This window comes from Marisediminitalea sp. (assembly GCF_984433645.1).
In genome coordinates this window covers 1-14,696 of the sequence record NZ_CFIDRX010000111.1, presented here as the reverse complement: position 1 = coordinate 14,696, position 14,696 = coordinate 1, and the positions used below count along the sequence as shown (strand labels likewise).

12 protein-coding genes are annotated in these 14,696 nt (G+C 50.3%); 2 read left to right on the top strand and 10 right to left on the bottom strand.

Annotation, left to right across the window (positions count from 1 at the left end; all coding sequences use genetic code 11):
* Window positions 1–310: 310 nt before the first annotated feature.
* From putP to AC4MRN_RS13855, 10 genes are all read right to left on the bottom strand, one after another.
* Complete coding sequence (gene putP, locus AC4MRN_RS13900; protein ID WP_491203598.1) at window positions 311–1,822, bottom strand: sodium/proline symporter PutP; 1,512 nt, start codon at window positions 1,820–1,822, stop codon at window positions 311–313.
* 195 nt (window positions 1,823–2,017) lie between these two features.
* A complete protein-coding gene (locus AC4MRN_RS13895) occupies window positions 2,018–2,719 on the bottom strand; it encodes a DUF3379 family protein (protein WP_073325065.1) in 702 nt (233 codons plus the stop codon).
* Complete coding sequence (locus AC4MRN_RS13890; protein ID WP_073325064.1) at window positions 2,712–3,221, bottom strand: sigma-70 family RNA polymerase sigma factor; 510 nt, start codon at window positions 3,219–3,221, stop codon at window positions 2,712–2,714. Before AC4MRN_RS13890 ends, AC4MRN_RS13895 begins: the two co-directional genes overlap by 8 nt.
* Window positions 3,222–3,334: 113 nt before the next feature.
* The gene (locus tag AC4MRN_RS13885; RefSeq protein WP_491203597.1) at window positions 3,335–5,191 is read right to left on the bottom strand and encodes a DUF885 domain-containing protein; all 1,857 of its coding nucleotides are present in this window, start codon (window positions 5,189–5,191) and stop codon (window positions 3,335–3,337) included.
* Window positions 5,192–5,198: 7 nt separating this feature from the next.
* The gene (locus tag AC4MRN_RS13880) at window positions 5,199–6,896 is read right to left on the bottom strand and encodes a BatD family protein (protein WP_491203596.1); all 1,698 of its coding nucleotides are present in this window, start codon (window positions 6,894–6,896) and stop codon (window positions 5,199–5,201) included.
* Window positions 6,896–8,833, bottom strand: coding sequence for a vWA domain-containing protein (locus tag AC4MRN_RS13875; RefSeq protein ID WP_491203595.1), 1,938 nt, complete (start codon window positions 8,831–8,833; stop codon window positions 6,896–6,898). The genes AC4MRN_RS13880 and AC4MRN_RS13875 overlap by 1 nt, the downstream gene beginning before the upstream one ends.
* A complete protein-coding gene (locus AC4MRN_RS13870; protein ID WP_073325060.1) occupies window positions 8,830–9,843 on the bottom strand; it encodes a vWA domain-containing protein in 1,014 nt (337 codons plus the stop codon). The genes AC4MRN_RS13875 and AC4MRN_RS13870 overlap by 4 nt, the downstream gene beginning before the upstream one ends.
* Window positions 9,836–10,351, bottom strand: a complete 516-nt coding sequence (locus AC4MRN_RS13865) for a DUF4381 domain-containing protein (protein ID WP_491203594.1) — start codon at window positions 10,349–10,351, stop codon at window positions 9,836–9,838. Before AC4MRN_RS13865 ends, AC4MRN_RS13870 begins: the two co-directional genes overlap by 8 nt.
* Window positions 10,339–11,304, bottom strand: a complete 966-nt coding sequence (locus AC4MRN_RS13860; protein WP_073325058.1) for a DUF58 domain-containing protein — start codon at window positions 11,302–11,304, stop codon at window positions 10,339–10,341. Before AC4MRN_RS13860 ends, AC4MRN_RS13865 begins: the two co-directional genes overlap by 13 nt.
* A 3-nt stretch (window positions 11,305–11,307) precedes the next feature.
* The gene (locus AC4MRN_RS13855; protein ID WP_073325057.1) at window positions 11,308–12,264 is read right to left on the bottom strand and encodes an AAA family ATPase; all 957 of its coding nucleotides are present in this window, start codon (window positions 12,262–12,264) and stop codon (window positions 11,308–11,310) included.
* Between the two features lie 254 nt (window positions 12,265–12,518).
* Here AC4MRN_RS13855 and fadI point away from each other — a divergent pair, with 254 nt between their 5' ends.
* Together fadI and AC4MRN_RS13845 are read left to right on the top strand one after the other, a co-directional pair.
* Window positions 12,519–13,829, top strand: a complete 1,311-nt coding sequence (fadI, locus tag AC4MRN_RS13850; RefSeq protein ID WP_073325056.1) for an acetyl-CoA C-acyltransferase FadI — start codon at window positions 12,519–12,521, stop codon at window positions 13,827–13,829.
* The coding region (locus AC4MRN_RS13845) for an enoyl-CoA hydratase-related protein (RefSeq protein ID WP_491203593.1) at window positions 13,829–14,696 on the top strand (868 nt) is incomplete at its 3' end. The genes fadI and AC4MRN_RS13845, both read left to right, overlap by 1 nt.

The following is a 14,696-nucleotide window of genomic DNA, read 5'->3' as shown; positions in this document are numbered from 1 at the left end:
GAGTCCGAAGTTTAGGTTTATATACGAAATGATTATATACATAGAACCCTAACATATTTAGAAGCATTTGTGCTATGCCATTTTGCTATTTGAAATAGCACTTTTATTCCTTTGCCATAAAGTTGTCACAATGATTCAGAAGCGCGTTGATAAGAGAATGGCTTAAGCCGCGCTGGCAAAGGGTTTAAGGTTCTGTTGGTACATACAGGGCGCTATAGTATACGCCTGATTGCAGTGGTATGACGAGAGAGGAAAGAAAGATATTTTATTTAAATGGCGGCTTACCGCATGTAAGCCGCCGACATGTTTACTAACGCTGTTGGTGAAGCGCGTCTTCAAATCTAGCGAAGGTGGCTTGTACGCTTTCTCGTGGCTGGGTGAATTTACTTACCACAACAATAGCGATACTGGAAAGCACGAATCCCGGGACGATTTCGTACATCCACTGGCTTAAACTCTGCCCTTCAATTTGCACTGGCAGGTAAATCCACAGCAGAACAGTAGCAGCTCCTGTAATCATGCCTGCAAATGCCGCTGCGCGCGTCATGTTACGAGAGAACAAACTGAAAAGCACTAACGGGCCAAATGCCGCACCAAAACCGGCCCAGGCGTTACTCACCAGCGATAAAATCGTACTATCACGATCGTAAGCCAAACCAATCGCAACGGCAGCTACCAGAACGACGGATACCCGACCAGCGATAACCAGTTCGCCCTCTGAGGCGTCTTTGCGCAGGAATATCTGATAAAAATCACTGGTTAACGAGCTGGACGTCACCAGCAACTGCGATGAAATAGTACTCATGATCGCGGCCAGAATAGCTGCCAGTAAAAAGCCGCCAATGAGAGGATGGAACAAGATCTGAGAGAGGTAAATAAAAATGGTTTCAGGGTCTATAGTTACATCGGGTTGCTGAGTGATGTAAGCAAGGCCATACAAGCCGGTCATCAATGCACCGGTAATCGACAAAATCATCCAGCTCATGCCGATACGGCGGGCTACCGGAACCGCTTTTACAGAGCGAATGGCCATAAAGCGAACGATGATGTGCGGCTGACCAAAATAGCCGAATCCCCAGGCGAGCAATGACAAAATACCAATGAATGACAGCGTTGTACCGCTGGCTGCATCGGTAAATAAATCGAACATAGCCGGGTCGATATTGTTGATCACCTGATTAGCCTGAGATAAACCGCCCAGCTCCATGACAACCACAACAGGTACCAGAATCAGCGAGATGAACATGATGCAGCCTTGTACAAAGTCGGTCATGCTCACCGCCATAAAGCCGCCAATCAGCGTATAAGCCACCACAACACCGGCGGTAACATAAAGGCCCAGTTCATAGCTCAGGTTAAAAGAAGACTCGAATAACTTGCCGCCTGCAACGACGCCCGAAGACGTGTACAGCGTAAAGAAAATCACAATGACTACCGAAGCAATGACTCTCAGCATACGGCTGTTGTCAGCAAAGCGGTTTTCGAAGTAATCGGGCAAGGTGATCGCGTTGTTGGCAATTTCGGTGTATACGCGTAGGCGAGGGGCAACTAATATATAATTAAGAAAAGCGCCGATGGTAAGGCCGATAGCTATCCATGCAGCAGAAATACCTGCTACATACATTGCCCCAGGTAATCCCATCAGCATCCAGCCACTCATGTCTGAGGCGCCTGCAGACAGGGCTGTTACCCCTGGGCCTAACTTACGACCACCTAACATGTAGCCCTCAACACTGGTGTCAGCTTCTTTGTAGCCATACCAACCAATGCCTAACATCACTAAAAAATACAGGCCCAATGAGACCATGGTGCCAACTGCCATTAGCGCTTCCTTCAATCGTTATCGTTATAGTGTTTGTTTTTACTATATCAGGATGGGGTGATGCGTTACCAGCAAGCGGCTCGAATAAACGGTAGGGGAGATGTATAGGGAGTTAAAACGAGAATTGTAAGGCAGCCAGATTAAGTGCGGCTCATCTGAGGATAAGCCGCATTGCCTTGAGAATCTAAATCAGGTTTACGCTGAGAATTTCAAGCGTTGCTTAAGTACGTTCTGGAACGCTGGAATATCGGCGCCTTTCTCGCCTACCACTAACACATTAGTTTGGTGTAACGCATAGGACATGCCTTCGTACACGCTATCGGCAAACCCATTTTTCACCGGGTGGTTTTTTTCGGGAACTAGGAATACTGACATGCGACCCTGCGCGGTTTCGATGATCAAATGCAAGCTGCGGATCGTGTCCAGGTGACAGTAATTAACCGAGGCAATTTTGCCAATCGCCGGGTCCAGTTCTGCGCCAAATTGTGCCAGCTTTGCATTGGCAATTTGGGCCGTCACCGGCACGTCGCCTACTGGCGTTTCATGTTCGGCATAATACATGTGTGCAAGGGCCGCTTCGCCTAAAGAGACATGTTGCTGTTGCCAGGCCGTAATACCTACGCCCACGGTGAGGGCGACACTGGCAGCCAGTCCAATGTACCAGCGATTTTTCCGTTTTTTGTGGGCAAACTCACGGACACTTTGTTGCCAAATTAATTTGTCAGCTAAGTCGTCGGGCACGGGGATATCTACCGCGCGCGTCAGTTTGTCGTCCAGTCGTTTAACATCCTGCCAAAAATCATCATACCCTTGATCGTCGTTTGCTGCTTGCACTAAGGCTTCGTCGGTATCCGCAGGGTTAGCATATATGCGGCGCCGAAATTCTAACTCATCCATTTTGGCGACCTCTTTCTGGTTGATTGGGAGCCAGCGCCTCTTTTAGCTGTGCGCGGGCTCTGAATAATCGTGTCATTACGGTATTTTTATTTAAATCCAGTTGTTGGGCTATTTCATCACCACTAAAGCCGAACAGGATTTGAAGTACGAGTGGCTCCCGGTAATCCTCATCCAGCTTCGCCATTGCACGTCTTAGCTGGCGAACCTCTGCGTCATTGTCGTGACAATCAGATGAGGATACGGACACATCGTCGATATCGACCAAATCAAACTGTTTACGCTCGAATCGCCGGGCGTTTTCGCGACGAAGTATGGTTATAAGCCAGGACTTCGCGGCCTTTTCATCCTGCAAGGAGTCGAGCGCGCGCCAGGCGCGCAAAAACGTTTCCTGCACAATATCTTCGGCAGTCGCTTTGTCATTGGTGAGCCAGTAGGCGTAGCGGTACACATCGGCGTGCAGCGCGCGTACTAAGGCTTCATAGCGTTGAGATTTTTCTTTCATGTCCTTATAGACCGACACGCTTCAAAACAAATTTCAACATTAGGCGTTTTTTTTCAAAAAAACAAAAAAGGAGCGCGAAGCTCCTTTTTGAATGTGTTGAAATAGCGGTAGGTTTATAGTTTACCAGTCACCCACTGATTCACTTTTTCTTCCAGCACAGACAGTGGCACCGGGCCGTCTTTCAGCACCACGTCATGGAATTCAGGGTAACTGAACTTGTCGCCCAGTGTAGCCTTGGCTGTTTCACGCAATTCCATGATTTTGAGTTTTCCAATCATGTAAGCCGTGGCTTGCCCAGGCATGGCAATATAACGTTCGATAGCCTTAATCGCATCGTATTCCGGGTTCGGTGTATTTTGGATGAGGTAGTCAATGGCTTCTTCACGGCTCCATTTTTGGGCGTGAATGCCGGTATCTACCACTAAGCGACACGCGCGCCATAGTTCCATTGCCAGGCGTCCGAAGTCGGAGTAGGGGTCTTTGTAAAAGCCCATGTCCTTGGCCAGTTCTTCTGTGTATAAGCCCCAGCCTTCGGTGTAGGCAGTAAAGCTCAGGAATTTCTGAAATTGAGGAATGCCTTCCAGCTCAAGGGCAATAGCACGTTGCATGTGGTGACCCGGAATACCTTCATGGTAAGCCAATGCTTCCATTTGATAGGTAGGCATGGCGTTCATGTCGTACAGGTTCGCGTAGTAGATACCCGGGCGCGAACCGTCCTGCGCAGGGTTCTGATAGAAAGCTTTGCCTGCTGACTTTTCGCGGAACGCTTCTACGCGTTTCACAACCATGGGCGCTTTAGGCGTCAAACCAAAATAGTCGGGTAACGCTTCACGCATGGTATCGATAGCGGCTGTGGCTTCAGCCAGGTAACGGTCACGGCCCTCATCGGTATTGGGATAGTAGAATTGTTCGTCGGTACGCATAAATTCGAAGAATTCCTGTAGCGTGCCGGTAAATTCAACCTGCTTCATGATGTCGCGCATTGCATTGTGGATGCGTTCGACATTTTCAACACCAATCTGGTGAACTTCATCAGCCGTTAAGTCTGTGGTGGTAAACCAGTTCAGACGATTTTGATACCACTTGTCACCGTCGGGCAGTCGCCATACACCATCGCCTTCGGGGCTGACTGTTTTTTGGTGTGCAAATGCGGCTATGAGTTTTTCATAAGCAGGTTTAACTGAAGTGAGTAGCGCTGCTTTGGCCTCGCCTTTTAGCGCCTCTGCTTCACTTTCACTCAGGTCAAGGGCGTCGACCTTGTCGCTAAAATCTTTCCATAGTGTAGAGGGCTCGTCTGACGTATCAAAGGGTATGCCGCTGATCACGTTTTGCGATGCTTCAATCATTTGGTCATAAGCCCATTTCGGTGGAAATACCCCTAGGTTTTCACGAAGCTGCATTTGGTCAACGACTTGATCGAAATAGCCCTTCACATTGTCTAAACGACCAATATACGCTTTGGCATCGTCAACACTGGTTACCCGATGAATATTGATCAGGAAGCTGGGCACGGAAGTGTGTGCCGCTCTGAATTGGTGCACTACATAGGTGTGGTGACGGTATTTGTCGTTTTCTAAATCACGTTCTATACCCAGCTTAAACAGGCGAATGCTCATTTTTTCTTGTTCGCTTAGTTTGCTGGTATCAAACTGGGATATTTCCTGTAATCGGTTTTTAGCAATCGCGATAGTCTCGTCGGCAAAGGCATCGCTCACATCCCCCCATTTGTCATAGTCCCATTTGATACCCAGGTAGCTTTGAAACTGTGGGGAACGCTTCAGGTCGTCCTGAAAAGTGCGTTCAAAAAACGCGGCAAGACGCTCGGACTCGGATTGCATTTGAGCGGGTCGCTCAGCGTCTGTTGCGGTCGTTGGTGACGTTGATTGAGGCGCTGGAGAGCAGGCCATTAGCCCGCTTATCGCCATTGCAATGGCGCTAATTTTGAGTGTTTTCTGTGTTAGGTTGTACATAAGGACCCTAATGATTTACTGGATAAAGCGGGGTTAATCCACCGTCTTTTGTTTTGGTTGTTGTTATACGTTGTATTGCTGAAATCAGCGCTGTTTTGTCCCAGGCCTTCGGCGGGTTCGCAAAAGCGGATGCCATCATTTGGTCGAGCTCGGGTTTAATGCTTTGCTGAATTTGCCAGCGCTGCGCCGCTGAAAACTGTGAAAGCCAAGTGCGAATAGCGGCCTGAATTTCTCCCACATTGCCCTTTTCTATGGTGCTAACGAGTGATTTTACATCGTTATTCGTCACTGAATTTTGCAGTGAGGGCCGTGGGTCAACGGTGCGCTTTTTCTGCGCGTAAACAAACCAACCGGCTGCAGTAAGTAGCCAAAGTCCTGCCAATATCCAGTGCCACAGATCTATGCCTGGCTCAGCTATAGATGTTGGCTGCGCATTCAACGCTGTGGGTTGGTTGTCCGGCGAAGTTAACGTAGGTTGTTCTTCTACAACCTGAGGCGAGGCTGGAGGTGTCAATTGGGCTTGAGATGTTGCCGCAGGTGACGCTGTACCCATATTGGCAGCGGGGGCTACCGTGATCGTACGGGTAGGCAGCGTCGCATATTCTGTTTTGCCACTGGCGGTATTGAACCAGGGGATCTTCACTTCGGGGATAATAAACTCGCCGGGTTGAGTGGGGATCAGTGCGACAGACTCTGTGCGCTGTACGATTAATCGATTATCGCGTTCAGCAGTTGCGCTACCGGGCTGGTCCGGATAGAGCTTGAAGGCAGGCGGATAGATTTGCTCTATTTCCGGAAGCTGTTCTTCTACCACGCCTACCGCGGTCAGTGTGAGAGTACGAGTGACTGGTTCACCTACCACAAACTCTTCGGTTTGCCAGTTTTCATCGAGCTGAACAAATTCGCTGGGTAACCAATGATAATCTATGTTGGCAGGGATGGGTTTTACGCTGATGTCGACATCCGGGCCAACGCGGTTGATGGTTTTTGTACGGTTAAAAAAGCCGAAACGCTGGTTGGTATTGGCCGCAATGACTTCACCTGAAAACACTGGACCGCGAATAGTAAACTCACCGGACTGCTGCGGCAGGATGGCAAAGTTGCGCTCAATGACCTGATAGCGTTTGCCATTTACTAATTCGGTGTATTGCTTGTCTTCGCCCAACTGCTGTATTTGCGCATTTTCCAACTCCGGCGCCTGAAGGCTACCGCGTTCGATTTGGGATGCCAGATACAACTTTACCGTGTAGCGCAATTGTTGCTGCAAATAAACGTCAGACTGACTGACCTCAGTCGCTACGTAATACTCCCGTGCCGGTGCGTCACTGCCTTGTTGTACAGGAATGACTTTGACCTTGATCGGCGCACTGGATTTTCCTTCAATGGTAAAGGCTGGAATAGTGAAGTCGCCGACACTGCGAGGAAATAGTGTAGTGGACCAGGTTGTAGTCTGGCGGGTCGAAAAATTCACTATTGATGTTTGAGAGCCCACTGAAGTGCGGCCCACCACAAAATCGCCCAGAAGTACTGAACTGTCGAACGCATCGCGTTCGGCGTCGCCTTCCGCTACGACGGTTAAAACAATGGCCTCGTCGAGCATAACCGGGTTTTTGTCTATAGTGGCTGTGACACTGGTTACGTCGGCTTGAGCTAACCAGGGCAGCAAACTTATGAGTAAGCCTGCTATCAGGCGTTTATTGATCATTACCAATCACTCCGATCTGAAGAGGGGGGACGACGATATTGACGTTTTTGCGCTTCTAACTGCATTTTGCGTTTCAGTAGAAAAGCAGGGTCGTCTGGCACGCGACGCAACAGATTATTGAGTCGTTGTTCGGTCTCTTTATCGCGCTCGGCGTCACCCTGTATTGCTTGTTTCATTTCACTTTCGCCAGCTTCCTGCTCGCCTTCTTGAGGCTGTTGTGCCTGTTGTTGCTGCTCTTCCTGAGCATCTTGCTGGTCAGACTGTTCACCGTTTTGATCAGCATTTTGCTGACTGTCCGATGATTGTTGCTGTTGATTCTGACTGTCTTGCTGGCCATTTTGCGACGGGTCATTTTCGCCGTCCTGTTGTTGATCAGAACCCTCACCATTTTGCTGCTGATTTTCGCCGTCCTGCTCACTTTGATTTTGTTGATCATCAGACTGATTCTGATTATCGCCCTGATTTTGCTGGTCTTGCTGTTGTTGGTCCTGTTGATTTTTTAATTGCTCAATCAAAGCTTTGTTTTCAGCCGCTTCAGGGTAATCAGGGCGCTTCGCCAACGCTTGCTCATAAGCTGCAATGGCTTCTTCTAATTGACCTGCTTTTGCCAGTGCATTGCCCTGGTTATAAAAGCCTTCTGCGCTATTTAACTGGCCGTAGGTTTCGGCGGCCCCTTCGTAATCACCGGCGCGATACTGAGCTGCACCTTTCCACGATAAATCTTCAAAGGATTCGGAAGCACCCTGAAATTGTTCGCTGTTGTACTGCTCGAAGCCTTGTTGATCGGCATTTAAGAAAGGCTTCTGCCACCAACTCACGGCCTCTGGTTGTGGCGCTTCGCTGGTTTCAGGTGTTGAAACAGGTTGCGTTTGTGCAACCGCAACAGGGGGGGCCATGGGCATTAATACACACAAGCAAATGGCGAACAACAATCCGCGCCGGAAAGACAATGCGGCAATCGGCAGTAATAACAGCAGTAAATACGGGCCGGCTTCTGCCCACTTGTCGCCTTGTTTGTTGTCGTCTTCGGATTCTGTTTCGGCGTTATCGAACCGACTTACAGAGGCAATACGGCGTATATCACTGTCGTTGGCGGTAATCTCAGAAAAATTTCCGCCCCCCTGACGACTGAGCTGTTGCAATACCGATGGATTCATTTTCGGGATCACAATTGCGCCATTACTGCGTTTTAAGAGTTCGCCATTGAGTTGTTTAATCGGTGCGCCCGTTTGGGTACCGACACCCAGGATATTCACGGTGTAAGGCGTCGACGATAAAAAGTCGCTGAGCTCTTTCATTTGCTCCAGTTCAATACCGTCGGTAATCCAATAAAGCGCCCCGCGCTGATAGCCCGCGCTTTCCAACAAGCTGGCTGCAGCTTTTAACCCCAGGATTGGCTCACTGCCCGAGGTGGGCATAATTTCCGGACTCAGACTGGGCAGCAGGGCAGTTAACGTGGTTGCATCTTCAGTCAGTGGACTGATGGTGAACGCATCACCTGCGTAAGCCACCAGGCCCATATCGCCTTCGTTAATGAGCTTAACCAAATCAATGGCTTTGTATTTCGCCCGGGACAATCGGTCTGGCGTAACATCGGTGGCACGCATGGATAGCGACATATCCATCACGATTACGTGACCGGCTTTGACCTGAAAAACAGGTTGTGGAATGCGTTCCCAACTAGGTCCGGCCAAAGCGATGACCGTCAACAACCAGGCCAGCGCCAGCCAGCTTACCAGCGTGTTACTCTTGGCCGTATGCTGGCCTGTCACCAGATACTGGTAAAGATGCCCTGCAATCACGCCTTGCCAGCCTGTTGCCGTGCGGCGCCAGCGATAGACCACCCACAGCATCAATGCCAATGGAATGAGGGCATAGAACCACTCAGGGCGCAGAAAGTGAAAGTCTGCAGGCAGAAAACCAAAGGCACTATTCATGACACTGCCTCCTTGTTACCTGCAAGCCTAATCCAAATGTTACGCAGGAAAATGCCAATAACTGGCAGCACACTAAGTAAAAGTGCCAACGCCAGCGGGTAGTAAAACAATGCGGTTAACGGCCGCATTTTACGCGCCTCGCCTTCGATAGGCTGGAGTTGATCCAGCATGGCGTAGATGTTTTCTAATTCGGCGGCGTTGCGCGCACGGAAGTATTGGCCGCCCGTTGCTTTCGCAATATCGGTTAACATGGTTTCGTCTAACTCTTGCGAAGGGTTTACCTGTCTGCTGCCAAAAAAGCTGGATACCGTCATGGCATCGGCACCGACACCAATGGTGTAAACCGTAACCTGCGCATCCACGGCCAGTTCCTTGGCTTGCTGTGGCGTAATATTCCCAGCCGTGTTCTGGCCGTCTGTTAGTAAGATCAGTACGCGATTTGATTCGGCTTTTTGTTCAAAGCGCTTAACAGCAAGGCCTATGGCATCACCAATCGCCGTTTGCTCTCCCACCAGGCCAATTACCGCCTCGTCCAACAGGGTCGCGACAGTTTCCCGGTCATAGGTAAGGGGGGCTTGCAAATAGGCTGTATCGGCAAAAAGTATCAGACCAAGGCGGTCACCCACCCGGCGCTGTATGAAGTCATATAACACGGACTTAATCATGGTGAGGCGATTAACCTGACGGCCGTTTACCATCATGTCTTCAATTTTCATACTGCCGGATAAATCCACCGCCAGCATCATTTCGCGCCCTTCATTTGGCACGTTTACCGGTTCACCCAACCACTGGGGCCGGGCGGCAGCTAACACCAAGCAAACCCACATGATGCTGGCCAGTACCAACCAACCGCGCTTGGCGGCCTTGGGTGAGCTCGATTGTGGCAGGTTGTTCATTAAATTCGGCACACGCAGTGCTACATCCGTTTGCTTGGTTTTGGGACTCAGCAAACGAACAATTAAGGGTAGGGGCAGGGCAAACAGGGCCCACCACCAGGCAAACTCAAACATGGTTGGCCCCCTGTACTTCAATGGTCGTGGTTTCGACAGGCATCTGCTTCAGGTTGGCTTGTTTTAACCATATAGACGCAGCGGTAAAAATATCGCTGGCTTCTGCATCAGAACAAAGTGATTGCTGATATACCTTGCCAATCATGACTTCAAGTCCTGCCGCCATGGATGCCGCGTGCTTGTTGCTAACCGTTCTTTGTAAAAACTGCAGCCATTTGTCGCCGTATAACGCAGACACGGCTTCAGCGCCGAAATAGTGTTTTGCGACTCGTTTTAGTAATTGATTGGTATTTACCGCTGCCTGTGCCGGTTCACTGGAAAAGGTAGCCAGCGTTGCCAGCGCTTCGCGTTTGGCTTTAGTAAATTGGCGGTGACGATACCGGGCGCGTGCGGTCAGCACAATAATAAGCAGTGCCAGCGCAATGACTGCCCACCACCCCCAGGCCAACGGCCACCAGTCCACGCCGCTTGGTGTTTGGATATCATTTAACTGGGCTAACGGGTCCATACTGGCTGCCTCCGCAAGCGTTCAAGTTGTTCGGTAAGAGGAATGCCGGCATCGATAAAGCCTAACCCTGTTTTACAGCGCCCCAGGCTGTCTTTCACCTGCTGCCAGCGCGCTTGCTGGCTGGCCGAATAGTGTTTAGCTAAAACCGGATCACCCAGAGTCCAGGTTTGTTTTTGCTCACCGTCGGTCACATTCACACTCTGCGTGTGGCGCAGATTCGGCAGGGTATGCTCAAGGGGGTCGGTGATCGCAATCGCGCTCACTTCACAATGCCGACTGATTTGGGTCAAATGCTGTAGCGCACGTTCATCGAGTTGCAGGAAATCACTGATGATATACACCAGGCTGCCAGGCCTTGCCAGCCGACGTAGCCGCGATAAAGCTTGTTCCAGGTTTGCCTGAGGAGCTTGCTCCTGAGCCTGGATGGCTTCATTCTGACATTGCATTAGTTCGTGACAGATAGTCAACACGGCGCGTTTACGGCTTAGTGGTTTACATTCTTTATGCGAGTAATCTGAATAGATTAACGCGCCCACTTTGTCGCCGCGCTGCGCTGCGGCCCAACTGATCAAAGCACTCAAATGTGCGGCCTGAACAGCTTTGAGCAGGAGTTGGGTGCCAAATTGCATCGAGCCAGATAAATCGCATAACACAAATACCGGGCGTTCGCGTTCTTCGCGGTACACCTTGGTGTGAGTCTTTCCTGTGCGCGCAGTTACACGCCAGTCGATAGCGCGAATGTCATCGCCCGCCTGATAGTGCCTGGCTTCATCAAACTCCATGCCACGCCCTTTGTGTTTGGTCAGGTAACTTCCAGCCAACCGCGCCTGAGGCGTGCGCGTGGGTTTCATGTCTATCAGCCCGGCGAACTGCTTATATTGCAGCAGTTCTTTTACATTCAACTGAATGCCATTGGACTGCAGGCTGTTGAGCTGTTGTTGTGCACTCGTCATTGATTAAGGCACAGCGACCAGATTTAAAATGGTGTCCAGCACCTGATTGGCGGTCACGCCTTCCGCTTCGGCCTGATAAGACAGAATTAAGCGGTGACGCAGTGTGTTGTGGAACACGGCCTGAATGTCGTCTGGTCCAACAAAATCTCTTCCCGCCAACCAAGCGTGCGCGCGAGCACAGCGATCCAGTGAAATGGTGGCCCGAGGGCTGGCACCAAATTCAATCCATTGGGCTAATTCAGGCGAAAAGTTTTCCGGACGACGCGTAGCCATAATCAATTGTACTAAATAAGTTTCAAGCGCCGGTGCCATGTGCAAGGCAAGCGCATCTTTGCGCGCGGCGAAGATGTCCTGTTGACTGAGTGTCGGTGGCAGCGCAGATGGCTTACTCAACTCTTCGTTACGGGTTAATTGCAGGATTTGCAGTTCGGTGTCGGCGTCGGGGTAATCAATTTCCAGGTGCATCAGGAATCGGTCAAGCTGCGCTTCCGGGAGAGGGTATGTGCCTTCCTGCTCCAGCGGGTTCTGCGTGGCCATAACCAGAAATAGTTCTGGCAGCGCATAGGTTTTGTTACCAACTGTGATCTGATGTTCAGCCATGGCTTCCAGCAGTGCAGATTGCACTTTAGCCGGTGCCCGGTTAATTTCGTCGGCCAGCACCAGATTGTGAAACAGTGGGCCTTGTTGAAATACAAACTGACCGGTTTCGGGTCGGTAGATATCCGTACCGGTTAAATCTGCAGGCAGTAAGTCAGGGGTAAACTGAACGCGGTGGAAGTCACCATCAATGCCTTTTGCTAACGCATTAATTGCGCGTGTTTTCGCCAATCCTGGCGGGCCTTCAACTAACAAGTGGCCATCGGCCAGCAGTGCGATCAGCATGTTAAGGGTTAATTGGGACTGACCGATAATTTGTGAATCAAGATAGGCGTGTAACTGCCTGAACTGCTCAGCTGCCATAGCGTTTTCTAACCTTGTTATCGTTATTGAACCACAGAGCCTATACTTATGGCTCCGCGGTGGGAATGAAGCTTTCTGACTGTTAAGTCAATATAAGGTTCCCTTATTCTGTTTCAAGCTACTTTTTCTCTTCAAGAGATTAATTGTTGCAAAATATTCTCCTGCGGATTTGCTATTTGTTTAATTGTTTGTAAAAATCGGCGCATTACTAACAGGTCAGACCACTACCAGGTCTCTAATAAGGGTTTAAAATAATGGCTAAACAGCAATCGGTTACAACGCGTGATGGCGATCGCATTGCCATTGTCGCTGGGCTTAGAACGCCCTTCGCAAAAATGGCGACTTATTTTCACGGTGTTCCAGCCGTAGATTTGGGCAAAATGGTGGTGAACGAGCTGTTGATTCGTAACGCAGTTGATCCCAAGTTGGTTGATCAACTGGTATACGGTCAGGTGGTACAAATGCCTGAAGCTCCTAACATTGCCCGAGAAATCGTACTGGGCACCGGCATGAATGTGCACACCGACGCCTACAGCGTATCACGCGCTTGTGCAACCAGCTTCCAATCTACGGTGAATATCGCAGAATCTATGATGGCTGGCACGGTAGAAGTGGGCGTTGCCGGTGGTGCTGACTCCACGTCTGTATCGCCAATTGGCGTGTCCAAAAAGTTAGCCCGTGCGCTGGTTGATTTGCAAAAGACTAAAACCCTGGGCCAAAAGTGGGCGGTATTAAAGCGCCTTGGCTTAAAGGATTTACTGCCAGTACCGCCGGCGGTTGCAGAATACTCAACCGGTCTGTCGATGGGACAAACTGCAGAGCAAATGGCCAAGACCCACGGTATTACCCGTGAAGCGCAGGATGAGCTGGCACACCGTTCTCACACTTTGGCAGCTCAAAGCTGGCAGGAAGGTAAATTGGCCAGTGAAGTGATGACTGCCTACGCAGAACCATTTAAAGGTGCGCTGGAGCAAGACAATAACATCCGTTTCGACTCAAAGCTGGAGGGCTATGCGAAGTTACGCCCGGTATTCGACCGTAAATACGGCTCAGTAACGGCGGCCAATGCAACACCATTAACCGACGGCGCATCAGCCGTACTGATGATGACCGAGAGCAAAGCAAAAGCCCTGGGTTACACCCCGCTTGGTTACATCAAGAGCTACGCGTTTGCCGCTATTGATGTATGGGAAGATATGCTGATGGGTCCATCCTATGCGTCACCTATAGCACTAGAGCGTGCTGGCATGACGCTAAACGATTTGACTCTTATTGAAATGCACGAGGCGTTTGCTGCTCAAACACTGGCTAACGTGAAGATGTTTGCCAGTGATAAATTTGCTCAGGAAAAACTGGGACGCAGCAAAGCCACCGGTGAAATCGATATGGACAAATTCAACGTGATGGGCAGCTCGATTGCCTATGGTCACCCGTTTGCAGCCACCGGTACGCGTATGATCACGCAAATGCTGAATGAATTGAACCGCCGTGGCGGTGGTACCGGATTGATTACTGCCTGTGCGGCAGGTGGTTTAGGCGCAGCTATGATTTTGGAGACAGCGTAATGACTGAACAAGCAGCAACCAGCGCATTTACTTTAAGCCGCGAGGACAACGGCATTGCCGTGCTCACGATGGATGTTCCGGGTGAGTCGATGAACACGCTGAAACAAGCATTCGGCGATGACATCACGAAGATCCTGGATGAAATTGAAGCAGACAACAGCATCAAAGGCGTGGTGTTGATCAGTGGCAAGCCGAGTTCTTTTGTAGCTGGCGCTGATATTACTATGCTAGACGCCTGCACAACGGCCGAGGAAGCTCAGGCTTTAGCAAAAGGTGGTCAGGACATTTTTGACCGTATCGAAAAGATGCGTGCGACCTTTGTTGCCGCCATTCACGGTCCGGCATTGGGCGGTGGTTTAGAACTGGCGTTAGCTTGTCACTACCGAGTATGTACCGACGCGCCAGCAACGCAACTCGGTGTGCCTGAAGTACAGCTTGGTCTATTACCGGGCAGTGGTGGAACACAGCGTTTACCGCGATTGGTCGGTATTCAACAAGCCATTAAAATGATGCTTACCGGTGGCGCTGTGCGTCCGAAGCAGGCTAAAAAATACGGCCTGGTCGATGACGTTGTTCCCCAGTCTGTATTACTAAAAGTGGCCAGCATTTTTGCAGCCAAAGGCAAGCCAAATCGCGAAATGCCGCAAAAAGGACTGGTCAATAAATTCCTTGAAGGCACTGGCCCGGGTCGCAATATTCTGTTTAACAAAGCGGCACAGCAAACTCAGTCAAAGACACGCGGGAATTACCCTGCGCCGCAGCAAATCCTTGATGTGGTTGCATTAGGCCTGAGCAAAGGCATGCGGGCAGGCCTCGAGGCCGAGGCAAAAGCGTTCGGTCAACTGGTCATGACGCCGGAATCAAAAC

Coding starts and splice junctions, on each gene's coding strand:
- putP (WP_491203598.1), bottom strand. CDS start 1,822: ATGGCAGTTGGCACCATGGTCTCATTGGGCCTGTATTTTTTAGTGATG.
- AC4MRN_RS13895 (WP_073325065.1), bottom strand. CDS start 2,719: ATGGATGAGTTAGAATTTCGGCGCCGCATATATGCTAACCCTGCGGAT.
- AC4MRN_RS13890 (WP_073325064.1), bottom strand. CDS start 3,221: ATGAAAGAAAAATCTCAACGCTATGAAGCCTTAGTACGCGCGCTGCAC.
- AC4MRN_RS13885 (WP_491203597.1), bottom strand. CDS start 5,191: ATGTACAACCTAACACAGAAAACACTCAAAATTAGCGCCATTGCAATG.
- AC4MRN_RS13880 (WP_491203596.1), bottom strand. CDS start 6,896: ATGATCAATAAACGCCTGATAGCAGGCTTACTCATAAGTTTGCTGCCC.
- AC4MRN_RS13875 (WP_491203595.1), bottom strand. CDS start 8,833: ATGAATAGTGCCTTTGGTTTTCTGCCTGCAGACTTTCACTTTCTGCGC.
- AC4MRN_RS13870 (WP_073325060.1), bottom strand. CDS start 9,843: ATGTTTGAGTTTGCCTGGTGGTGGGCCCTGTTTGCCCTGCCCCTACCC.
- AC4MRN_RS13865 (WP_491203594.1), bottom strand. CDS start 10,351: ATGGACCCGTTAGCCCAGTTAAATGATATCCAAACACCAAGCGGCGTG.
- AC4MRN_RS13860 (WP_073325058.1), bottom strand. CDS start 11,304: ATGACGAGTGCACAACAACAGCTCAACAGCCTGCAGTCCAATGGCATT.
- AC4MRN_RS13855 (WP_073325057.1), bottom strand. CDS start 12,264: ATGGCAGCTGAGCAGTTCAGGCAGTTACACGCCTATCTTGATTCACAA.
- fadI (WP_073325056.1), top strand. CDS start 12,519: ATGGCTAAACAGCAATCGGTTACAACGCGTGATGGCGATCGCATTGCC.